The sequence below is a fragment of the Roseivirga pacifica genome, from assembly GCF_900111145.1.
GTDB lineage: Bacteria > Bacteroidota > Bacteroidia > Cytophagales > Cyclobacteriaceae > Roseivirga > Roseivirga pacifica.
On sequence record NZ_FOIR01000002.1, the window covers coordinates 229,021 to 252,232 of the forward strand.

Annotated in this window: 16 protein-coding genes; 13 read left to right on the plus strand and 3 right to left on the minus strand. The window is 42.5% G+C overall.

All coding sequences use genetic code 11. The annotated features are described in order from the left end of the window. Position 1 precedes the first annotated feature (1 nt). Positions 2-2,938, minus strand: a complete 2,937-nt coding sequence (locus BMW98_RS09915) for a triple tyrosine motif-containing protein (protein WP_170836514.1) — start codon at positions 2,936-2,938, stop codon at positions 2-4. A gap of 314 nt (positions 2,939-3,252) precedes the next feature. Here BMW98_RS09915 and BMW98_RS09920 point away from each other — a divergent pair, with 314 nt between their 5' ends. From BMW98_RS09920 to BMW98_RS09940, 5 genes are all read left to right on the plus strand, one after another. Beyond that, entirely contained in the window at positions 3,253-6,360 is a 3,108-nt protein-coding gene (locus BMW98_RS09920) for a SusC/RagA family TonB-linked outer membrane protein (protein ID WP_090258431.1), read from the plus strand. Between the two features lie 13 nt (positions 6,361-6,373). After that, complete coding sequence (locus BMW98_RS09925; RefSeq protein WP_090258432.1) at positions 6,374-7,894, plus strand: RagB/SusD family nutrient uptake outer membrane protein; 1,521 nt, start codon at positions 6,374-6,376, stop codon at positions 7,892-7,894. Positions 7,895-7,920: 26 nt separating this feature from the next. Continuing rightward, a complete protein-coding gene (locus tag BMW98_RS09930; RefSeq protein ID WP_090258433.1) occupies positions 7,921-8,766 on the plus strand; it encodes a hypothetical protein in 846 nt (281 codons plus the stop codon). Between the two features lie 76 nt (positions 8,767-8,842). Continuing rightward, positions 8,843-11,605 carry a carbohydrate-binding protein gene (locus BMW98_RS09935; RefSeq protein ID WP_090258434.1) on the plus strand — a complete coding sequence of 921 codons (2,763 nt, stop codon included), beginning with the start codon at positions 8,843-8,845 and terminating at the stop codon, positions 11,603-11,605. Between the two features lie 15 nt (positions 11,606-11,620). Further along, on the plus strand, positions 11,621-13,048 hold the full coding sequence (locus tag BMW98_RS09940) for a glycoside hydrolase family 30 protein (protein ID WP_090258435.1): 1,428 nt from the start codon (positions 11,621-11,623) through the stop codon (positions 13,046-13,048). A 111-nt stretch (positions 13,049-13,159) separates the two neighbouring features. On the opposite strand, the gene BMW98_RS09945 is transcribed toward BMW98_RS09940, so the two are convergent. After that, positions 13,160-13,969, minus strand: a complete 810-nt coding sequence (locus tag BMW98_RS09945) for a helix-turn-helix transcriptional regulator (RefSeq protein ID WP_090258436.1) — start codon at positions 13,967-13,969, stop codon at positions 13,160-13,162. Between the two features lie 113 nt (positions 13,970-14,082). On the opposite strand from BMW98_RS09945, the gene BMW98_RS09950 reads away from it, so the two are divergent. The 7 genes from BMW98_RS09950 (at position 14,083) to BMW98_RS09980 (ending at position 20,959) form a co-directional block, all read left to right on the plus strand. Then, entirely contained in the window at positions 14,083-14,685 is a 603-nt protein-coding gene (locus BMW98_RS09950) for a 3-keto-disaccharide hydrolase (protein WP_245733557.1), read from the plus strand. Further along, positions 14,682-15,605: a carbohydrate kinase family protein gene (locus BMW98_RS09955; RefSeq protein ID WP_090258438.1), complete on the plus strand. Its 924-nt coding sequence runs from the start codon at positions 14,682-14,684 to the stop codon at positions 15,603-15,605. The genes BMW98_RS09950 and BMW98_RS09955 overlap by 4 nt, the downstream gene beginning before the upstream one ends. A 16-nt stretch (positions 15,606-15,621) precedes the next feature. After that, on the plus strand, positions 15,622-17,313 hold the full coding sequence (locus tag BMW98_RS09960) for a GMC oxidoreductase (protein WP_090258439.1): 1,692 nt from the start codon (positions 15,622-15,624) through the stop codon (positions 17,311-17,313). A 6-nt stretch (positions 17,314-17,319) separates the two neighbouring features. Then, positions 17,320-18,405, plus strand: coding sequence for a Gfo/Idh/MocA family protein (locus BMW98_RS09965; protein ID WP_090258440.1), 1,086 nt, complete (start codon positions 17,320-17,322; stop codon positions 18,403-18,405). Position 18,406: 1 nt separating this feature from the next. Further along, on the plus strand, positions 18,407-18,946 hold the full coding sequence (locus BMW98_RS09970) for a gluconate 2-dehydrogenase subunit 3 family protein (protein ID WP_090258441.1): 540 nt from the start codon (positions 18,407-18,409) through the stop codon (positions 18,944-18,946). Beyond that, positions 18,947-19,642: a galactosamine-6-phosphate isomerase gene (locus tag BMW98_RS09975; RefSeq protein WP_090258442.1), complete on the plus strand. Its 696-nt coding sequence runs from the start codon at positions 18,947-18,949 to the stop codon at positions 19,640-19,642. It abuts the gene before it with no gap. Between the two features lie 66 nt (positions 19,643-19,708). Continuing rightward, entirely contained in the window at positions 19,709-20,959 is a 1,251-nt protein-coding gene (locus BMW98_RS09980; protein ID WP_090258443.1) for a DEAD/DEAH box helicase, read from the plus strand. Between the two features lie 33 nt (positions 20,960-20,992). Here BMW98_RS09980 and BMW98_RS09985 read toward each other — a convergent pair whose 3' ends face one another. Further along, complete coding sequence (locus BMW98_RS09985) at positions 20,993-21,364, minus strand: hypothetical protein (protein ID WP_090258444.1); 372 nt, start codon at positions 21,362-21,364, stop codon at positions 20,993-20,995. A gap of 619 nt (positions 21,365-21,983) precedes the next feature. On the opposite strand from BMW98_RS09985, the gene BMW98_RS09990 reads away from it, so the two are divergent. Further along, positions 21,984-23,201 (plus strand): DEAD/DEAH box helicase, encoded by a 1,218-nt coding sequence (locus BMW98_RS09990; RefSeq protein WP_090258445.1) that lies wholly within the window; start codon positions 21,984-21,986, stop codon positions 23,199-23,201. The last annotated feature ends 11 nt before the right edge of the window (positions 23,202-23,212 follow it).

Consider the following 23,212-nt stretch of genomic DNA (forward strand, 5'->3'; position numbering starts at 1 on the left):
TTTATGATTGGCTGACCTCGGATGTATGTTCTGAGCCTATGTTTTCCAAAAACTGATTTAGGTTCAGATCATGTTCCATGTTCAGCTTTTTTCTAATACGATAGCGGGCAGTTTCAACTCCTCGCACAGAGATATTCAAAAGCGGGGAGATTTCTTTATTACTCAGGTTCATTTTAATAAACGCACATAACCTGAGCTCTCGCTGCGACAATTCCGGGAATCTTTTCTTAAGCACATCGAAGAATTGATGGTGTACCTTTTCAAAGTTGGTTTCAAAAACCTGCAGGTACTCTTCATCAATAGCGTGTTGATTTAGCTTAGTAAACATCTTTTGCAGCTTTCTGCGAGACATTTCATTGCGGACCATTCGTCTTACGTCTTTAATGTCTTCTTGAATTTCGCTGAAGATTTCTTTCTTTTTAACCAATAACATGGTGTAATTGGCTAGTTCTTTACTCTTGTAAAGAACGTCTTCTTCAAGCAGCTGTTTGTCTTGACTTATTTTTTCTTTTTCCGCTTTTAACTTAAACTGCTCTAGCTCTAATTCTAGCAGTTTTTTGGCCTTTTGTTCTGTTTCTAGGGCTTTTATGTTTTCTAGGGCAATACGTTTTTTTACCATTCTTATGAGAAAAACGATTACCAAAATGGCGGCCAGTATGTAGCCAATCACAGCCCATATAGTCTGGTACCAAAGTGGAAGAATTTGGAATACAATGCTGGCGGTTTGTCCTTCGGTACCTAATAAACTACGGCTTTTTACTTCAAACTCGTAGCGACCAGGTCTTAGGTGAGAGTACTCTTTAAAAGGCGTGAGTTGCCAGTCAGACCATTCTTTATCTGCATTTACAAGTTTATAGGCATACTGTATGTCCGTTTCTCCTTCAATTCCGGGAGAGGCAAAATTGAACCTCAAGGAACTGGTTCCATTGGGTAATGTTAGGCTTGTTGAATTGCTAATGGGCAGCCATCCTTGATCTTCCTTACTAGTGTAATTAATCCCAGTGATGATTGTGGAAGCAGCCTTTCGGTTATTGGAATAGGTAAGGTCAACAAGGTAAAGCCCAGTTTTGGAGCCAATCAGCACTTGGTTGTTGTTGAGTGGAATTATGCATTCCATGCCCTTGTTTAGTGTGCCTTTGAATTGAAGAAAGATACCTTTTTCCAATTTCGGGTTTTTAGCATTCGTTTCGAAATAGCCAATTTCATCGTCTTGCACGAACCAAGTTTTACCTTCATACTCTAACAATGTTCTTGTGTTTACAGTAGAATCGAGTAGGGCATTGAGTGGTTTAAAAGGCTCAAAAAGATTGTTCTTTGCATTGTAAGAAAACACACCATCGTTTGAGGTGAATACTTCTTCTCCCTGCCATTCGAACACATTAATGTTATATGGGCTTTTGAAGCCATTCTGTGTGGTGAAATGCTCCAAAGAAGTTACTCGTGTAAACTCTTTGTCGATCATGAGCCTAAAAACACCTCTGTAGCCATGGCATACCCAGAAAGTACCAGGGGTGTCTGTTTCTAGAATGTCACGGGTAGATTCGTCAAAACCTTGTATGTGCCTTAGAATTTTCCACTCACCGTTCTCCTTTGCCAATAGTTGCATACCGCTGTAATAGGAGACAATGAATAAGTCTGGGTTCGACTTAATCGGTATTACTTTCCAAATTCCGCCAGTGTTCCCAATGCGCTTACTCTCAAGTTTATTCACCTGAAAAAGCCCTTTGTCCATTCCAACCAGAATATCTCCCTTAAGCACTTGCAAGGTCCATGCTTGTCCCTCCAATCCTTTTACCTTGGTAAATGATTGATTGCTTGTGTTTAGAGTAGAAGTGTAAAACACGCCTTGGTTGGTGGCCAGATAAATGTCGTTACCCTGAATAAGTACATCATATATAGAGGCATCCTTAAAAATGGTGGTAACAGGAGAGGAGTGTGTGATCAGGTCCAAACCATTGTTTAGTAGTGCCCACACATTGCCGTGCTGGTTTTTATAAAGGTTGAGTACACTGTTGTCCTGTAGCTCGTCAAAGTTGTGGCCTCCTTGCACGGTTGCCCCATCTTGGTTAACGGCAATAATCCCAGAACTTAATGTGCCTAAATAGTAAAGGTTTTGGCTTACTTGTGTGGTTGAAATAATCTGATTGATCTCTTTCTCCTCAAACAACTCTCTTAAGATTTTGACAGTTTTCTTTTTCATATTCACACGAAAAAGAGTTCCTGTTTTTGAAGTTGCTAAGAGTTCGTCTGGTTGGCTTGTAGGGAGCATAGAAATGATCTCTTCATATCGAAACTGCGCATTCGAAAACTCTTGTTCAAAAGTCATGGTCTCTAAATTGAGCCTTTGTATTCCACTATGTTGATCTTGAACTAGGTACTGGTTGTTATAAACGTATGCGTAAATAAAGGCACTAGGAGAGGGGAGCCTTGTTGCTTTATTGTTTTCTACTACTACAAGCTCATTAAAGCTTCTGTAAATCAATTTGTTACCGATGATTGTGGCTTGCCAGAGATTACCTACATCTAGTCCGTAAAGTCTCAGAGAATCTAAACTCGATTCGTAATAGTACTGGCCTGTTTCATCCTTTTTCACTAGGCCGAATTCGTTAAAACCTCCAGCATATACGTTTCCCAATGAGTCGATGGTCAAGCTTCTGACCGATGAACTGTTGGGTAATGTGATTTGATGCCATTCTTCGCCATCATAAATAAGTACGCCATCATTGTTGCCAAAGTACGTAATGCCGGCTTGATCCTCTGTTACAGTCCAAAATTGAGGGTCTGCATTAAACGATTCTCTGTTGTAATGTATAATTCCCGGTAAGCCCTTAATAGAAGAAAAGGGTGTTTCTGAAGTGTTGGTTTGTGCAAAAACCAAAGTATGCAGTGAGGTAAACCATAGTAAAACTAGGCTTAACTGAGGGGCGCGTTTCATCATTTTAGGTTTTATCGGCATATGAAGAGGCGAAATAGGCAAGGTTTTGCAAACGTTTGACACTTCCGCTCATCACATTTAACAAAGCTGATAGAAAAATTGAATCCTTGCAAGTTATTGATAACCAAAAAGCTATAAAGTTTGACGAGTGGTTGGCGAGTGGTGTGAATAATCATGGTGTATTCGAAGTGTAATGTCAAAATGCTGATGTGTTAAGCCATTAAATAGTTTGCGTTATGATTTTTTAACATTTCCTGCAATCGATAGCATGTTGCAGTTGGTTGCCGGAAAACTTTAAAAGCTAAAACCTATATAATATGAGAGTTAAGAATTACCTGTTGATCGGTTTGATGCTGGTGGCCACATGGGCTTCGGCACAAACTAGGTCTGTAACTGGTAAGGTGCTAGATGCTGAAACATCGGAGCCACTACCTGCGGTAAGTATTCGCATTAAGAATACTTCGGCCGGAGATATTAGTGATGCCGATGGTTCATTCATGCTAAACGCTTCACCAACAGACACACTTGTTTTCTCTTTTGTTGGCTATGTAACAAAGGAGTATGTTTTGGGTTCAAGAACTGACTTACAAGTTTTTTTAGAGCCTGATGTTGCCGTACTAGACGAAGTAGTAGTAGTTGGATACGGTGTACAGAAAAAGAAAGTGGTTACTGGTGCAATTTCTAGTGTTTCATCTGAAGACCTGGAAACGTTACCAATTAACAATGTGGGCCAAGCGCTACAAGGGCGTACATCCGGTGTTACCATTGCTACCAACTCTGGTCAGCCTGGTTCTGGTGCTACCATCCGTGTGCGTGGTATTACTACTTTGAACAATAACGATCCGCTTTGGGTGGTTGATGGAGTAGTAGTAGACAATGGTGGTATTGGTTACCTAAACCAGTCAGACATTGAGTCGATTGAAGTATTGAAAGATGCTGCTTCACAAGCAATTTATGGTGCTCGTGCTGCTGCAGGTGTAATTTTGGTTACTACCAAAAGTGGTAAAAGAGGTTCAATGTCTGTTAACTATAACGGATACTTTGGTACGTCTGCGCCAGCAAGAAAGTTAGACCTTTTAAATGCTGAGCAATATGCTACACTAAGAAACGAATCTTCATTAGCTGCTGGTAATGGTGTGATCTTCGAAAATCCTGCTGCGCTTGGTGAAGGAACTGATTGGCAAGATGTGATCTTCAATGATAATGCAAGAAGACAAAGCCATGAGGTGAGCGTAAGCGGTGGAAACGATGTTTCTACTTTCTACCTATCATTCGGTTACTTACAGCAAGAAGGTATTGTTGCCACTGATATTTCGGAGTACGAACGTTACAACGTACGTATCAACTCTACTCACAAGCTTGCTCCTTGGTTGACCTTCGGTGAAAACTTAGGTTATTCTAAAGATAGAAGTGTAGGACTAGGAAACACCAACTCTGAGTTTGGTGGCCCTTTAAGTTCTGCAATCAACCTTGACCCGATTACTCCAATTTACGAAACGGACCCTAACCGTTTGAGCCAGTATCCTTTCAGTGTTGATTCTGTAGGTGCAGTTAAATCTCCTGATGGCAGATTCTACGGTATCTCTCAGTACGTGGGTAACGAAATGAGTAACCCACTTGCCTACATCCAAACTAGATTGGGTAACTACGGTAGTGCTGACAATATCGTTGGTAATGCATTCTTAGAAGCTGAGCCGATTGAAGGTCTTAAACTTCGTACTACAATTGGTACTAAGCTCGCTTTCTGGGGAGACGAGTGGTTCAACCCAGTGTATTATTTGAATGCTTCTACTTACACAAACCAGACTGCATTTAACAGAGGTACTAACCAAAGAATGGACTGGAACCTTGAGAACACTATCTCATACACGAAAATGTTTGGTAAGCACAATGTAAGCGTGTTGCTAGGTCAAGGTGCTTATAGAGACAACTTCTCAAAAGGTGTTAACCTAACAGTTTATGATATTCCGGTAGATAATTTCGATGATGCTTCATTGAACTTCAATGTACCAGTAGAGTCGACCAACCCAGGTGGTTATGAAAGTGCTGAGCACAAAGTAAGCTCACTTTTCGCAAGAGTGAACTACAACTTCGATGAGAAGTACATGTTCTCTGGTGTAATCAGACGTGACGGTTCAAGCCGTTTCGGTGCCAATAATAAGTATGGTGTTTTCCCTTCTTTCTCTGCAGGTTGGGTAGTTTCTGGTGAAGAATTCTGGCCAGAAAACAATGTGATCAACTTCTTGAAGCTAAGAGGTAGTTACGGTGTTGTTGGTAACGATAACATTGGTGACTTCGCCTACATTTCTACTATTGGTGGTGGCCGTAACTATACTTTCGGTAACGATCAGTTTACTATTGGTTATAGCCCAGATGCACCAGCAAACCCTGCTTTGAAGTGGGAGGAAACTGCACAAACTAACATTGGTTTCGAAGCGAACGTATTTGAGGACTTCAGAGTGACTTTTGAATACTACAACAAAGTAACCTCTGGTATTCTTCAGAACCCAAGAATCCCAGGTTATGTAGGAGCTATTGGTAACCCTGCTGCCAACGTTGGCGATGTGAAAAACGATGGTTTCGAATTTGAATTAGGCTACCAAAAAGAAATTGGTGACTTCCAGTTCGGTGTAAATGGTAACGTTTCTTACTTAAAGAATGAAGTTACTTTCCTAGGTGATGGTGTTGAGTACCTTGATGGTGGTGTTGGCTTCCAAGCAAGTAGTGCTCCAATTACCAGAACTGCTGTTGGCCAACCAATCAACGCATTCTACGGCTACAAAATCTTGGGTATCTTCCAAAATGCTGCCGATGTACAAGCGCATACTAGTACTGACGGTACCGTGATTCAGCCAAATGCACAACCAGGTGACTTTATTTGGGCTGATCTTGATGACGATGGTCAGATCAACGAGCAAGACAGGGACTTTATCGGTAGCCCAATTCCTGATTGGTCTTACGGTATTACTTTGAAGGCCAACTACAAGGCTTGGGACTTTACATTGTTCGCGCAAGGTGTTGCGGGTAACGAAATCTTCCAAGGTTTGAGAAGACTTGACCTTTCGAACGCAAACTACCAAAACGCTGCTTTAGGTCGTTGGACTGGCGAGGGTACTTCTAACACTTACCCAAGACTTTCTGACAACGATCCTAATCAGAACTTTAGCCGTCCGTCAAGCTTCTACTTAGAAGATGGTGACTACTTCAGAATTAAAAACCTTCAGGTAGGTTACACATTGCCAAACTCAATTTCATCTAAAGTGGGTATGAAGCAAGCACGTGTTTATGTAATGGCTGAAAACCTTGTGACTTTCACTAAATACACTGGTTACGATCCTGAAATTGGTGGTGGTGTAATGAGCATCGACCGTGGTATTTATCCACAAGCTAGATCATTCATGCTAGGTGTAAATGTTACATTTTAAGAAGAAATAAGACATGAAAAATAGATTAAAATATTGGTCACTTCTTGTTGCTGCTTGTGTATTCTTCACAGCATGTAGCGATGAGTTTCTTGAGGTAGAACCAAAAGGTCGTAGCCTTGAAGACAACTACTACAAAAATGCTGAAGAGGCTTACAACGGTCTTGTAGCAGCATACGACCCAATTGGATGGAGTAGCGGTGATTACATCACCAAGCTTTTCTCTACCAATGCTGGTTCGGACGATTTTTACGCAGGTGGTGGTAATGCACAAGATATTACCAACGCTCAGGTGTTCTCTAACTACACACTCGATGCTGCAACTGGCCCGCAGGGCTCGCTTTGGAGCAAAGGTTTCTCTGGTATTTTCCGTGTAAACACTTTGTTGCTTAAGCTGCCTGAAATAGACATGGATGACAATGTAAAGGCTAGGTATACTGCAGAGTTGAAGTTTTTGAGAGCATTCTACTACTTCGATCTTATCAGATTCTTCTATGAGATTCCTTTGTTGACAGAGCCAATTGACCCTGACAATATGTACAACGTAGAGCAAGTACCTGCTGATCAGGTTTACGATCAAATTGAGGCCGATTTATTGGCAGCAATTCCAGGTTTGCCAACTTCTGTACCAAGATCTACCGAAGCAGGTAGGGCTACACAAGGTGCAGGTCACGCATTGTTGGGTAAAGTGTATTTATGGAGAGAAAAGTATGCTGAAGCAGCACAAGAGTTTGCCGCGGTAAACGGAACACCAGGTGGTACTAGCCAGTATGGTTACGAATTGCTTGACAACTTTGCTGAGCTTTGGGATACATCTAACAAGTACAATACTGAGAGCATCATGGAAGTGTCTCATACTTCTAAGTCAAACGGTGTTTGGGACTGTATCGGTTGTACCGAAGGTAACATTCTGAATATTATGACTGCACCACGTGATTACAACGTGTTGGTTCCTGGTCAAGCACCAGACTATGTTTCTGGTTGGAGTTTCCTTCCTGTTACGCAAGACTTGGTAGATCAGTATGATAGAATAGAAGACAAGCGTTACCCTGCTACTATTTCAAACATTGATAGTTTGGCGCAAGCTGGTACACTTAGCTATACTCCTGGTTACCAAAACACAGGCTTCTTCTTAGCCAAAGTGGCTGGTAAGCAATCGGATGTTTCTACCGGTGGTGGTAACTACGAGTTGAACTTCTACCAAAACGAGTACGAGATTCGTTTGGCAGATACCTACTTGTTAGAGGCTGAGGCTTTGGTAAGAAGTGGTGGAAACGCCTCTCGTGCACAAGCATTACTTGATGCTGTTCGTACACGTGCAGGTTTAACTTCTGTACCTGCAACTGTTGAAAACATTATGCAAGAGAGAAGACTGGAGCTTGCTGGTGAAGGCCACCGTTGGTTCGACCTTGTAAGAACTGGCATGGCTGCTTCCGAATTGGCCGATAAAGGCTTTGTAGCAGGTAAGCACGACAGACTTCCTATTCCATTATTGGAGCTTACGAATACTAAACTGGTTCAAGACCCAGCGTATTAATCTGTAAACTTTTTAACAGTAAGAAAATGAAGAATTTAAAAACATACTCTTTTCTATTTGCTGGGTTAAGTGCACTGTTATTCAGTGCATGTACCCCAGAGAGTTCAGACCTAGACCTGGCACCAGCTCCTGAGGCTTCTTTTTCCATAGAGCCTGCTACTCAAAACAACCGCTACGTAGTTACCAATACTACTACAGGTGCTTTTGGTAGCTATTGGAACGTTGGCGATGGTTATTCGAAAGGCGAGGCGCAACAAACCTTGTTCTTGCCAGACGTAGGAACTTACGATATATCATTAGTAGCTGTAACGGCTGGCGGTGTAGATACTGCTGCTGTACAGCAAATAGTAGTAGACACCCCAGACCCAGTAGCTGGAAACCTAGTTGCCGGAAGCAAAATGGGCGAAGACGCGCTCGACCATTGGACTGTTTTCACCATCTCAGGTGGAGTTAACATCGACTTGACAGATGGTAAAATGGTTGCTTCTGGTGGTGGCTGGGGCCATGCTGGCCTCTATCAAGCAATTGATGTTGAAGCTGGTAAAACTTACAAGTTTGGAGCTAGCGTAGCCGGAAATGGAGCTACTGACGTTTGGTTGGAAACTTTCTTTGGAAGCTTTGCACCATCTGACGGTAACGACTACTCTGATGGCGGCAATAAAATTGGCTTGAATACTTGGAATGGCTGCGGTAACGCACCGTTTAGCGGTAACCTTGCACAAATAGGTTGCTCTGGCGATTTAGTTGGCCAAAACGGTGAAATTACTTTTGACCAATCGGGTACTGTTTACCTAGTTATGAAGATTGGCGGTGCCGATCTTGGTGTTGGTGGTATTTCCATCGATAACGTTGAATTAAGAGGAACAGAATAAGTTCATCATTATAGAGTGAGGGGCGGGCAGCCTTTGTTCGCCCCTTAATTTCCTACCCAAACTAACCTTACTTCTAATGAAAAACGGACTTACAACAGGTCTAGCCTTCATCGCTTGTCTGATATTACTTCCAATCAACTCAATCGCTCAGGGTTTTCTAAAAACTGACGGTCAGAAAATAGTAGATGAAAACAACAATGAAATTATCTGGAGAGGAATTGGCCTTGGTGGCTGGATGCTCCAAGAAGGGTATATGCTAGGAACTGGCGGCCCTCAACACGAAATTGAAGAAAAAATAACAGCACTTATTGGTGCTGAAAGAACCGAAACATTCTACAATGCATGGTTGGCCAATCATGTGAGAAAAGTAGACATTGACTCCATGGCTTCGTGGGGTTATAATATGGTGCGCCTTCCAATGCACTACAAACTTTTTACCCCGCCTATTGAAGACGAACCTGTTGAAGGTGAAATTACCTGGATTGACAAAGGGTTTGAAATGACCGATGCACTTTTAGAGTGGTGTAAGGCAAATGATATTTACCTAATTCTTGATCTACACGCTGCGCCTGGCGGACAAGGAGAGAACGCGGACATTAGTGACTACGACAAGGACAAGCCTTCGCTATGGGAAAGTGAGGCGAACAAAGAAAAGATGGTCGCCCTATGGCGAAAGCTGGCGGAACGTTACAAAGATGAAACACACATTGCCGCATACGATATTATTAACGAACCAAACTGGGGTTTTCAGAACCATGCAAGCGACCTTAACGGATGTGCTGAAAGTGCGAATACACCTCTTTGGAACTTACAGAAGGAGGTTACAGCGGCCATTAGAGAGGTAGATCAGAATCACATTATTGTGATTGAAGGGAACTGCTGGGGGAACAATTACAATGGGTTGCCAAGCCTTTGGGACGATAACATTGTAATAAGCTACCACAAATACTGGAACCCAAATACCCAAGGAGCGATTCAGGGTATGTTAGATATGCGCAGCAGTCGCAATGTGCCTATTTGGTTAGGTGAAACGGGTGAGAATTCGAACACTTGGTTTACCAACGCGATCAACCTTTTTGAAACGAACAGCTTTGGTTGGTCTTGGTGGCCTTTGAAGAAGCTGGGTGGTAACAATCCGCTCCAAATCAAACGAAACGATGGTTATCAGGCTATTTTGGATTACTGGCATGGCAACGGTGCAAAGCCTTCAGCAGATGAGGCTTATGACGCCCTTATGCAAATGACGGAAGACTTGAAGCTGGAAAACAATGTTTACCATCCAGACGTGGTAGATGCCAAAATTCGTCAACCACATACCGATGAGATCATTCCTTTTAAGCAGCATACGGTTGTTCCAAATGAGGACAACGTGATTTTTGCCGTAGACTACGATTTGGGTAAAAATCAGTTTGCTTACTTCGATATTGTATCGTCAAACACCACAGGCGATGCTGGTGGAGCTGCTTGGAATACAGGCGGCCAATACAGAAATGACGGTGTAGATATTCAGGCCAGTACTGATGAAGGTGTTACAAATGGCTACACCATCGGCTGGACAGAAGATACAGAGTGGTTAAAATATACTGTGCAGGTTGAAGAAGAAGGCAACTACGATTTGACGCTAAGAACTGCCGGTGGCGGTGGTCAGGTGAACGTTTCAATAAATGATGTAAAAGCCGCGGCAACCATAGAACTACCAAATACTGGTGGCTATAACAACTGGCAGTCTACCACTGTGGAAGATGTTTACCTAAAAGCGGGTAAAAATGTGATGCAGGTCTACATTGATAAGGCCGGTTTCAACATCAATTACATGCAATTGAATGGCCCAACTCAGAGCAATAGTGCACCTGTATTGATTGATAAAAAGGGCACTAACGAAAAAAAAAAGATAGAGCTGGTCTTTAACCAGCCATTCGAAACTATTCATAGCGATCATGGATTTAGTCTCACCGTAAATGGTGAGGCTGTTTCCATTACTAGCGCAGTTATTTCTGAAGTCTCTGATAGAACAATTGAATTGGAGGCCGACACCGAGCTGCGCTACAACGATGAAATATTCTTGAGTTATAATGGCACAGGTGTGGTTAGTAAAAACGGTGTGCCGTTGGCTGCTTTCGATAATGAAGAGATCAAAATTGTGCTTGAAGGAGGTGTGATTCCTCATATGGTTCCTGGAAGAATTGAAGCTGAAGACTTCATTAACAATAGTGGTTTTGAGGTAGAGCAAACACAAGATGCAGGAGGCGGATCTAACGTAGGCCATACAGATAATGGTGACTATTTAGATTTTATGGTTGATGTGCAACAGGCAGGTTATTATGATGTAAGCTTTCGCGTTTCGTCCGAATCGAATGGCGGAAGCTTGGCTTTAAGAAAAGTATTGGCTTCTGGTTCTGCGCAGTTGCTATCGCAAGTGCAGTTTGGAGCCACAGGCGCATGGCAAAATTGGGTAACGGAGCAAGGGGCTTTGGCTTACTTGGAAAAAGGTTTGCAGACATTAAGGCTACAAGCTACCGCTTCGCTATTCAACATTAATTGGTTTGAGTTGGAATTTGTATCAGAAACAGAGCCAACGTCAATCGAAAAGCAACTGGAAGAAGCACCAGTTAATCTTTACCCAAACCCAACTGAGGGTAAATTTACCATTGAATTTGCTGCTGGTTTTCGACCGAGCACTATTTTTATTCAAAGCCAAAATGGCCAAAAACAAAAGCAGATAACACCGCAAAAGGGCATTGAAAAAATGGAGGTAAATGAGCCACTTTCGTCTGGCCTTTACATTCTTATTTTTGAAGATGCCAACAAACTCACCTACAAAAAGCTACTCATAAATTAACTAGAGACGAATAGAATGAAATACCCTGAATTGAATATTTCCTTTCTTATGAAAGGCTGTCTGGCTTTGTGCCTTTCGGTTGCTATGGTGAGCTGCCAAATGCCTCAGCAGCAGGCAAAGTCTATGGTAACTACTGCCGATGCCACGCAGCTATTAACAGAAGGTGCGCTCAAGGTTTCTTCCAAACAAGTGAGCGGTGTTCCTGTAATTGAAATTGATGAACAAACGCAGTTTCAGCAAATTGATGGGTTTGGCTATACCCTTACGGGAGGCAGCGCCTTTCACCTAAATAACATGTCGGCAGCGGCACGTACTAAGGTTTTGAATGAATTGTTCGGAACTGGGGAAGGAAGTATTGGCGTGAGCTACATCCGTTTAAGTGTTGGCGCTTCCGACCTTGATGAAAAGCCATTTTCCTACAATGACTTGGCAGAAGGTGAAGTTGATCCCGAGTTGGAACACTTTTCCTTGGACTATGACAGAAGATATTTGATTCCTGTTCTAAAGGAAATTTTGACTATCAACCCTGATATTAAAATTATGGGTTCTCCATGGTCTCCACCAAAATGGATGAAGGACAATAATGACACCCGCGGAGGAAGCTTGTTACCTGAGTATTACAATGCCTATGCTAATTATTTAGTGAAATATGTTCAAGGGATGGCTGCAGAGGGTATCACAATTGATGCGCTTACTGTACAGAATGAGCCCTTGCACCCCGGCAACAACCCGAGTTTGCTAATGCTAGCCGAAGATCAAGCAGTCTTTGTGAAAAACCATTTAGGGCCAGCTTTTGAAAATGCCAGTCTTCAAACCAAGATTATTATTTACGACCATAATGCTGATAGGCCTGATTATCCAATCACCATTTTGAATGACCCTGAAGCAAAGAAGTACATTGATGGTTCTGCCTTTCATTTATACGGTGGTGAAATTGAAGCGCTCTCAGAAGTGCATGAAGCACACCCTGACAAGAACCTTTACTTTACGGAGCAATGGGTAGGTGCACCGGGTAATTTTCCGGAAAACCTGCAATGGCATACGCGTGAGTTAATTATTGGTGCTACGCGTAATTGGTGCAAAACGGTGCTAGAGTGGAACCTTGCAGCAGACCCAGAGCAGAACCCACATACCGACCGTGGTGGCTGCGACCGTTGCTTGGGCGCTATTACCATTGATGGAGACAAAGTGATCCGTAACCCTGCATATTATATCATTGCGCATGCTTCTAAATATGTAAGACCAGGCGCAGTAAGAGTTGGCTCTAATGAAGTAGGTGGTTTGCCAAACGTAGCTTTCAAAGCACCAAACGGGGATTTGGTGACCATTGTGCTGAACGATACAGACAAAGAACAAGGCTTCGCAATTAGTTCGGGAGTCGGAAATATAAAAACTGCTTTGAAAGCAGGAGCTGTAGGTACGTATGTTTTTCCTGCGGAATAAAAGAAATTAGTTAACGCCAAAAAAGTGCAATCGGAGTTAACTAGCACCTGCTAGTTCAGGTTTTCAAGGGCATCCCTAGTGAGAAGGAGGGGATGCCTTTTTTATACAGTGCTACCTTTTTAGGTACTTATGCAGGTGACTGGCATCGGTAAAGCCCCAGTTCATGGCTACGGCTTCTTGCGTTTGATCAGAGTGTTTTAGGTCGGCAGCAGCGCCACGCACTCGGTACTGCAAGGCGAAATCAGAAAAGCTTGTGCCCATCAAATCTTTAAACCTTTGCCTGAATGATGATGCAGACAAACCACAGGTTTGTGCGGCTTCTTCAGTGGTAATGAGCCTTTTTTCGTTAAAAACCAGCTGCAAGGCACTGTGTATAGAAAGGTGCTTGGTAAACTTTTGGTCTTCATTTGGCAAGGTGCGCCATTGCTCGTTCAGCATTAATAGCAATTGCAGCACTTGTAGCTTAGCCCATTCGGTGGTGCGTTCACTATCCTTAAGTATGGTTTTAGCAGATTCTCCCAATTGCAGCGCTTTGTCTTTCTCCGCCCCACTAAACTGCGGTCGCTTTTCTGGCGAGACCATAAAAGGAGCAAGCATATCAATATTCAATAGGTTGTTTTTTGCTAAAAATTGAGGATCAATTACAAATACAACCACCTCACAAGGAATCTCCAAAAGCTCAAAACCGTGTGGTTCCCACATGCTGCAAAACCAAACTTGTCCTGGGTGCAAAATCGTTTCGTGGCCCAAATACTCCCGCTTCATACGGCCACGCATCAAAAGCCCAATCTCAAGCTCATAGTGCATATCGAACCAATAGTCCGATTCGCTCAAATGATTATTCACCAGCAGTTCAACTGGCTTCTGCTCATTCAGCTCAAAGTAAAAGCGCTTTAGATTTTGTTCTTCAATTTTGCTCATGTCAAATCTTACAAGTTTTGTGAAAGAATTTACATAAAGAGTGGTTGCAATTTAGTGGATATTGGAATATGAAATACGCTAAAACCCTTCGATTAAACTTATTACTGCTAACGGTGGCTACAATTTTTTGTGCTTGCCAAACAGAAAAAAGGCAAGAAATATTCAACGGAAAAGACCTAACCAACTGGGAACATGTAGGTGATGGTAGCTTTACAATTGAGAATGGATTGTTGAAAACCCAAGGGGGCATGGGGCTGCTTTATTACACACCTGAAAAGCTGGGCGATGTTACCATTAGAGTGGTTTATAAAGGTGCCGATCAAAATAACGCTGGTGTTTTTATTAGAATTCCTGAGCAACCAACCGAGGCTTGGATGCCCGTAAACCGTGGTTACGAAGTACAAATTGACGATAGGGAAGACGAATTTCACAAAACAGGTGTGCTTTATTCTTTAACGAAGGCGAAAGCCGCTCCAGGAATTCCTGGTGAATGGAATACTATGGAGATTACGCTCGATGGAACAAGAACAATTGTAAAAGTAAATGACGTATTGGTTACTGATTTTACTGAGGGTGACCCTGTTCCAGAGAAAAAACTCGACTATGAACCAGACCGTGGACCAAGGCCAGCGCAAGGCTACATTGGTTTACAAAACCACGGTGGCGATGATGTAATTTACTTTAAAGAAGTTAGCCTAATTCCGCTTAAAAAATGAAATACGAAGTAGCTGTTATTGCAGACCTCTGCATGGATTTGTTGGTGGCCGGAGATGTAAAGCCTATTTACGGCCAAGTGGAACAGTATGTGAACGATTACCAAACAGACATTGGAGGGTCGGGATCCATTTTTGCTGCTCAATACAATAAACTAGGTGGCAACGCAGCCATGTTTGGTATTGTTGGCGAAGATGATTTTGGCAGCATGCTAACCCAAAAGATTGAGGAGATTGGCATGTCGACTGACTTTCTGTTTACCAGCGAAAATGTAAAAACCGCCCTTGGTTTAAACTTAGCATACGAGGATGACCGCGCCATGCTTACTTATAAGGGTACGCTGGGCGAAGTGAGTGAAGAACAAATTAAGGCCTGCGGAATTTTCGAAAAAACCGATCACGTGCATATTTCTAGCTACTTTCTGCTCGATCAATTACACAGCATGTGGGTACCTTTGTTAAGCGAACTAGAGCTAAAAGGTGTATCTGTTTCACTCGATACTAACTGGGCACCTGAAGGAAACTGGAGTGCTGTTCATCCACTTTTACCATATATTGATGTCTTTATTCCGAACGAAGAAGAGGCGCTTCAGATTTCGGGCATGAGCTCATGCGATGAAGCTGGAAGATGGCTTAGTTCACGTTGTGGCATGGTGGTAATGAAGCGCGGAGCCAATGGGGCAAGGGTTTTCAAGGGAGAGACAGTCAGAGATTTTTCTGTACCTGAAGCATTGGCAAAGGGGCTAAAGATAGCAGATACCACTGGGGCTGGAGATAATTTTGGAGCTGGCTTTGTATGGTCTTGGCTTAGAAACAAGCCTTTGGAAGAGGCCATTAAAATGGCCATTACCTGCGGAACCAGCAGTTTAAGAAAGTTAGGCGGAATTGAGGGGCAGTACGTGCCACACGCTGTTGAAGCTTAAGATTTAGAGAATCACTATGGAAAATACGTTCGATGCAATTGTTGTTGGTTCAGGTATTTCGGGTGGCTGGGCGGCCAAAGAGCTTTGCGAAAAGGGTTTAAAAACCCTTGTGCTAGAGCGTGGTCGCAATGTAGAGCACCTTAAAGACTACCCAACCGCAATGAAAAATCCGTGGGAGTTTGAGCACCGCGGTAGCATGACAAAAGCTTTTATTGATCAAAACCCGCTAATAACCAAAGCTGCGGGTTTTGGCGAAGACACTGCACACTTTTTTATTAAGGATGCCGACCATCCTTATGTGCAAAAGAAGCCATTCGACTGGATTAGAGGTTATCAAGTCGGAGGTAAATCACTCATTTGGGGCCGTGCCTGCCAACGCTGGAGCGATTATGAATTTAAAGCTCCGGCAAGGTATGGCTACGGAATTGAGTGGCCAATTGACTACAACGACATTTCTCCTTGGTACACCCATGTGGAGAAATTTATAGGCGTTTGCGGTAATAAAGATGGTATTGAAGCGATGCCAGATGGCGATTTTCTACCACCTTTCGATCTGAATTGTGTGGAGCAGCATATGCAGCAAACGCTGAAAGAACACTTTCCGGGCAGACATTTGGTACAAGGAAGGTGGGCGCAACTAAGCAAGCCCAACCAAATTCACTTAGAGCAGGGTAGAGGCCAATGCCAATGCCGAAACCTGTGTATGAGAGGCTGTCCGTATGGTGGCTATTTTAGCTCGGTAACCTCTACTTTGCCATGGGCAGAAAAAACGGGAAATCTTACTATAAGACCATTTTCTGTTGTTCATTCAGTGATTTACGATGATGCTACCGGTAAAGCTTCTGGAGTGAAAGTAATAGATACCAACACAATGGAAGAGCATATTTACAATGCAAAAGTAATCTTCCTGAATGCTTCAGCTTTAAACAGTACTTTGGTTTTGATGAATTCAAAATCGGAACGCTTTCCAAATGGCTTGGGCAACGACAACGATCTGCTCGGGAGGTATGTAGCCTTCCATCTTTACCGCGGTTGGGCTGGTGGAACTATTGATGGCTTCGAAGACAAGTACTTTTATGGTAAGAATCCAACGGAATGCATTATTGCCAATTACCGAAACCTAAAAGAACGCGATACAGATTTTGTGGGTGGGTACACCATATTTACCGGAGCTTATAGAAATAGAGCAGGGGAAGTGCTTGAAAACGAGCCGCAAATAGGTGCTGATTTTAAGGAGAAGTTAACCAAGCCAGGGCCTTGGCAAATGTATATGTACATGCAGGGTGAAACTATTCCGAAGGCCACAAACCGTATTACTTTGAGTAAAACAGAAACCGATCAGTGGGGAATTCCACTTATAGAAACGGATGTGGACTACGATGATAATGATGAAAAAATGATTCAGGATTTTCTTACGGAAAGCCGTAAGATGATGTCGAAAATGGGTGCAAGAGATATTTATGCCCACGACAACAAACAAGCACCTGGTTTGGACATACACGAAATGGGAGGTGCTCGCATGGGCAATGACCCAAAAACATCAATGCTCAATGAGCATAATCAGGTGCATGGTTGTAAAAACGTTTTTGTAACCGATGGCGCTTGTATGACCAGTACAGGCAATCAAAGCCCATCAATTTTGTACATGGCCTTAACGGCAAGGGCTGCAAATTTTGCCGCAGAACAAGTAAAACAAGGAAAACTATAACTCACCATGGATAGAAAAGTAAACGTAGGTTTAATTGGTTCTCAGTTCATTTCAAGCATTCATGCTGATGCCCTTAGGCGTGTGGCCGATGCCAATGTAATGGCCGTAATGTCGCCAACTCCGGGCAATGCACAGAAGTTTGCCGAACGCTTTAATATTCCCCATCATTTTACCGACTTGGACGAAATGCTGGCAATGGATGAGTTGGATATGATTGTGGTTGGTGCCCCTAACTATCTGCATTGTGAAATCACGCTGAAAATCGCGCAGGCAGGCAAACACATTGTAGTAGAAAAACCGCTTTGCATGAATTTACAAGAGGCCGACTTAATGATTGAGGCGTGTAAAGAGGCTAACGTAAAGTTGATGTATGCGGAAGAATTGTGCTTTACACCAAAATATGTACGCCTAAAGGCTTTGTTAGATGAAGGTGCCTTGGGCAAACCGGTGTTACTTAAACAGTCCGAAAAGCACGATGGCCCACATTCTGACCATTTTTGGGATGTAGAACGCTCTGGCGGTGGAGTTACTATGGATATGGGCTGCCATGGTATTCAGTTTTTTCGTTGGCTGAATCCGGGACACAAAATCACTTCAGTTTATGCCCAAATGAATACTAGTGTTCATACGGATAAAACGATTGGCGATGATAATGCGATTGTGATTCTTGAATTTGAAAATGGCGTAACGGCTATGATGGAAGAAAGCTGGTGTAAGCTGGGTGGAATGGATGATAGAGCAGAGGTACACGGCACAGAAGGCGTGGCTTATGCAGATGTGCTTCAGGGCAACTCTATTCAAACTTATAGTACAAAAGGCGTGGGCTACGCGGTAGAAAAGGCTGGTGATACAGTTGGCTGGAGCTACACCATGTATGAGGAAAACTGGAACTACGGTTTTCCGCAAGAGTTTGAACACTTTGTAGACTGTGTGAAAAACGATAAAACACCACTAGTAACTGGTGAGGATGGCAAAGCTGTGTTGGAGGTTATTTATGCGGCCTATGAGTCTGCAGGGACAGGTAAGAAGATCAGTTTACCATTTAAGCCGACAGTAGATAAGCCATATAAAGGTTGGAAAAAGAAAGCGTAACATGAAAAGGAGAAAGGCACTATCGCTAACCGCTGCCATGTTTGGTGGCGCTATTGTAGGGGCAGAAATGTTCCTATCCGGTTGCACGAGAGAGAAGGATACATTTGTATTCTTCTCTCATAATGATGTGCGCTTACTCGATGAAATTGGTGAAACCATTTTGCCCGAAACAGCCAATTCTCCAGGAGCTAAGGCAGCTCAAATCGGTAATTTTATGCGCGTAATGGTTCGCGACTGCTATAGTCAGGAAGAAGCGAACACCTTTTTTAAAGGCTTGCACGAAATTCAGAAGATAGCCAAGAAAGATTACGGCAAAAGCTTTGTGGAGTTGAGCAGCGCTGATAAGACTGAGCTTTTAACAGAGCTAGATACAGCGGCCAAATCTGCTGGTGATGAACATTACTTCACTATGATGAAGCAGTTGACCATTTGGGGCTATTTTACCTCGGAACCTGGCATGACAAAAGCACTACGCTTCAATCCAATACCGGGTAGGTTCGATGGTTGCGTTCCATATGACAATAAACCTGCTTGGGCCTAAATGGAAATTACTAACTGCGAATCGTATGATCAGCTAAGTGCTTTGGCTGCCGAAGTTGTGCTTCATTACGTTACCGAAAACCCAAACTTATTGCTCTGCGCTGCTACTGGCAATTCACCATTAGGGCTTTACAGAAATTTGAGTCAAGCGGCTGAGCAAATGAAAAAGATGCGTGTAATAAAGCTAGACGAGTGGGGCAGCATACCTATGTCGCACCCCGCTAGCTGTGAGTATTATTTGCAGCAGGAAGTAGTTAAGACGCTCGGAATAGCACCACAGCGTTACTTCGGCTTTCAAAGTAATGTTGCAAACCCTGAAGCAGAATGTGCGCGAATGGCTGCTGTGCTTAAAGAGCAAGGTCCAATCGATTTATGCGTTTTAGGGCTAGGTAAAAACGGTCATATTGGCTTTAACGAACCGGCCGAGGCCTTAACAGACCATTGTCATATTGCGACACTTGCAAGTAGTTCTCAAGCTCATAGTATGGTGCAAGCGTTACAAGACAAGCCAACCTATGGGCTCACATTGGGCATGAAAGACATTTTATCTGCCAAGCGTATTTTGCTTTTGGTGAGTGGCGAGGGAAAAGCCGGTGCCCGCGAAAAACTATTCAGCAAGCAGATTAGAAGTCAGTTTCCGGCCAGTTATTTATGGCAGCATGCAAGTGTTACGTGCCTTGTTCATACTCCAGATTAGTTATTCATTTCTACTAACCCTGAAAATGCGAAAACAAGGCTTACCTTTGTGGCTTAATTTAGTGCTATGAAGTTTGAGTCGTATTCCATTGATGAAGGGATAAAGCGCAGTATTTCTGAACAAGGCTATAAAAAGCCAACTGATATTCAGTTCAAGTCAATTCCAGCTATTCTCAAGGGAGAAGATGTACTGGCAATTGCCCAAACGGGAACGGGTAAAACGGCTGCTTTTGCTATTCCAACACTTCATAAACTAACGCTTAAAGCTGGTAATAAACTCCGTGCCGATGGAGTAAAGTGTCTCGTAATGGCACCTACACACGAACTAGCATTACAAATATACGAGGTGTTTAAAACGCTAGGTAAGTACACCAAGGTTTCCATTTTCTGTATTCACGGTGGGGTAGACCAAGATCCACAGAAGGAACGGCTTGAGAAGAAAGTGGATGTGCTTATCGCTACACCTGGCCGTATGTTCGATTTGGTGAGTCAAGGAGCACTGAATTTAAGCAGGGTAGAAACGCTTATTCTGGATGAGGCCGACCACATGTTGGACCTTGGTTTTATTAAGGATATAAGGGACTTAATGCGTCATATCCCAAAGCGAAGACAAACACTTTTCTTTTCGGCCACTATAAACGAAGAGATTAAAAAGCTGGCTTACTCGCTGGTAACGAATGCGATTAGAATTCAGATTTCGCCAAAAGATCCGGTGTCTAAAAATGTGCAGCATGCTGTGGCATTTATTGAAATGGACGACAAACGTTTTTTCCTCGAAGATTTAATTAAGCAAAAGCCTGATCAGAAAATATTGGTTTTTGTGCGAACAAAAGTTCGTGCCGAAAGAGTGAAAAAGGCGATGGAGCGCGTAGACCTTACGGTTGATACCATTCATAGTGATCGTGAAGCCAAGGACAGAAAGGCTACAATGGCTGCCTTTAGAAAGGGCAAATTGAAGGTGCTTGTGGCTACCGATGTAAGTGCTCGTGGTATAGATATTCCTAATGTAGAATTGGTGGTGAATTATGATTTACCAGAATCTGTAGAACATTATGTACACCGCGTGGGTAGAACCGGGCGTGGAACACAAAAAGGGCAGGCACTTTCGTTTTGCAGCACCGAAGAGAAAGATTTGCTTAAATCTATTGAAGGCGAATTGGCTAAGCCGATAGACCGTTGGGAGATCTCAAAAAGCGACTATCGTTACACCTTAGATATTTCGGATGGAAAGGCCAACGACTGGCAACAGCTTATGAAGCAAGCAGCGCTTGAAGAAGAGGAGTACAAAAAGGTGAAAAAGAAAAGGCGCAAGAAGTAATTCCTGCGCCCTATAAGTCTTAAGTTTTACTGATTACTCTTCAGTTGTTTCTTCGGCATTCTCAGCTTTTTCTGAAGAAACGTGCAATACAAACTCCTTGTCTAGTTTAAAGGTGTAAGTAGCAGCATCCATCAATTCAACAGCCGTTTGCGACATTTTCAAAAGCGACAAAAGGTCTTGTGCTAATAATGACGACTTAATGGAATTAACAGCTCTTCCCTCATGAGCTTCAAGTTTGAAAGGGTAAGTAGTGCTCTTTTTTGTGTCCACATCGGTAAACTCATGCTTAGAGAAAGGGTAAGTCTGAGTTTCTTCCTCAGCATCTTTCATTAGCTTAAGTAAAACCGGACGGTATTTCTTCCAAACAGGGAAAAAGGCATTAGTTGCCACAGTATCGAATTGCATACAGTTTTTATTATTAAAATTTCGCTTTAAAACGTTCAGAACCCGGTATTAACCGGTTTAGAAAGGCAGCGTTAAGTCTCCAAATTCTCAGGCCGCCTATATAGAATCACAATGAACTATAAGCCACAAAGTTAAGAAGATTAGACAGAATGTCCACCAGTTAATTCCATAACTTCTGAAAAACGCATTTAAAATCAGTCCGTTTGAACTGTTTTATATGAGGTATTATTAGCTAAATAAGTGGCAATAAAAGTGTTTTTAGAGGTAAGTATTGACTTCTTTTAGAAGTTGAATTCTGGCAATGAGTGTGTGATTTTGAATATGAGATATAATTAGGAATGACGATTTATTAAGCTCATCTTTGCATCAACAAATTAGGAGTATCCTTTTATTATTCAATCACGCCCGATTCTATAATCAATTTTTGCCCCTTATTATTTATCATTATCCAAGAAAATCAGGGCGAGTATAAGATCCTCAAAGTAAGTTCGGAGTAAGAAATCCTTACTTTTCACAGACCGTAATATCTAGGTCAGCTGTAAGCCTTTATTAATTATCCCTTCTGTGCCCTCATTAAGAGGTTTGTCGATCTCAGGCAATCATAATATCAAAAGAATTAATGCATTCTATTAAGACAAAAAGAAAAAAGCGAACTACAACCGATAGGTTTAGTAAGCCAAACAGAAATAGTAACAACAGAAACAGAAATAACGGTAGAGCTAAGAAAACTTCAACTATAGATCCTAAGTCCCTTATAAAGAAGGCGACAGTAGATACTAATAAGCCTTACGAGGCTAAGAGCACTTTTGAAGAACTACCAATACATTATAAGCTTAAGCAGAACTTGGCTAAAAAAGGTTTTTCTAAACCAAGCCAAATTCAGGAAGAAACGCTCGTTCATTTAAAGGACAAAAGGAATTTAATAGGCGTAGCCAATACAGGTACTGGTAAAACAGCTGCATTCTTAATTCCGATTATCGAAAGGTTGCTAGAGAACCCAAACACGCTAACTGCATTGGTTGTGGTGCCTACCAGAGAGCTGGCATTGCAAGTGGAGCAAGAGTTTAAAAGCTTGGCTCAAGGCTTAAAGTTATTTTCAGGCAGTTTCATTGGCGGTACCAGCATTGGTAAAGACCTTTCTCAATTAAAAAGAAAGAATCATATCATAATTGGTACACCAGGTAGGCTTAAGGATTTGGTGGATAGAAAAGCCATAGCATTACACAGAATACCTGTGCTTGTGCTCGATGAGTTCGATCGTATGTTAGACATGGGCTTTGTACATGATATTAAGCGTATTGTGAAAAGCATGGACAAAAGAGAGCAGACAATGCTTTTCTCTGCTACTATTGACAAAACACAGAAAAACTTAATCTCGGAGTTGATCAGCAATCCTGTTGAGGTAAAAGTGAATACTGGAACTTCTTCTAGTGATAGGGTAGAACAGGATATTATAAAGGTGCCTGCGAATGCCGATAAGTTCGAAATGCTTAGGGACCTGATCTCAGGAGAAGATTTTGAAAAAGTGATTGTGTTTGCGGAAACCAAAAGATGGGTTGATAGAGTGACTAAAAAGCTCAATCAAGCAGGTATTAAGTCTGATTTAATTCACGGTAATAAATCTCAGAATTACAGAATTAAAGCACTTGATAAATTCAAAAAAGGCAGCGTAAAAGTATTGGTAGCTACAGATGTGGCAGCTAGAGGAATAGACGTTACAGGTGTAACGCACGTTGTGAACTATCAGCTACCTATGACAATGGATAGCTACGTGCACAGAATAGGTAGAACCGGTAGGGCCGGAAAAACAGGAAAGGCGTTCACGTTTGTGGACTAATTCATAAAACA

Bases quoted from the DNA above. Each gene is read 5' to 3' on its own strand.
- BMW98_RS09915 (WP_170836514.1), bottom strand. From the start codon at position 2,938: ATGATGAAACGCGCCCCTCAGTTAAGCCTAGTTTTACTATGGTTTACC.
- BMW98_RS09920 (WP_090258431.1), top strand. From the start codon at position 3,253: ATGAGAGTTAAGAATTACCTGTTGATCGGTTTGATGCTGGTGGCCACA.
- BMW98_RS09925 (WP_090258432.1), top strand. From the start codon at position 6,374: ATGAAAAATAGATTAAAATATTGGTCACTTCTTGTTGCTGCTTGTGTA.
- BMW98_RS09930 (WP_090258433.1), top strand. From the start codon at position 7,921: ATGAAGAATTTAAAAACATACTCTTTTCTATTTGCTGGGTTAAGTGCA.
- BMW98_RS09935 (WP_090258434.1), top strand. From the start codon at position 8,843: ATGAAAAACGGACTTACAACAGGTCTAGCCTTCATCGCTTGTCTGATA.
- BMW98_RS09940 (WP_090258435.1), top strand. From the start codon at position 11,621: ATGAAATACCCTGAATTGAATATTTCCTTTCTTATGAAAGGCTGTCTG.
- BMW98_RS09945 (WP_090258436.1), bottom strand. From the start codon at position 13,969: ATGAGCAAAATTGAAGAACAAAATCTAAAGCGCTTTTACTTTGAGCTG.
- BMW98_RS09955 (WP_090258438.1), top strand. From the start codon at position 14,682: ATGAAATACGAAGTAGCTGTTATTGCAGACCTCTGCATGGATTTGTTG.
- BMW98_RS09960 (WP_090258439.1), top strand. From the start codon at position 15,622: ATGGAAAATACGTTCGATGCAATTGTTGTTGGTTCAGGTATTTCGGGT.
- BMW98_RS09965 (WP_090258440.1), top strand. From the start codon at position 17,320: ATGGATAGAAAAGTAAACGTAGGTTTAATTGGTTCTCAGTTCATTTCA.
- BMW98_RS09970 (WP_090258441.1), top strand. From the start codon at position 18,407: ATGAAAAGGAGAAAGGCACTATCGCTAACCGCTGCCATGTTTGGTGGC.
- BMW98_RS09975 (WP_090258442.1), top strand. From the start codon at position 18,947: ATGGAAATTACTAACTGCGAATCGTATGATCAGCTAAGTGCTTTGGCT.
- BMW98_RS09980 (WP_090258443.1), top strand. From the start codon at position 19,709: ATGAAGTTTGAGTCGTATTCCATTGATGAAGGGATAAAGCGCAGTATT.
- BMW98_RS09985 (WP_090258444.1), bottom strand. From the start codon at position 21,364: ATGCAATTCGATACTGTGGCAACTAATGCCTTTTTCCCTGTTTGGAAG.
- BMW98_RS09990 (WP_090258445.1), top strand. From the start codon at position 21,984: ATGCATTCTATTAAGACAAAAAGAAAAAAGCGAACTACAACCGATAGG.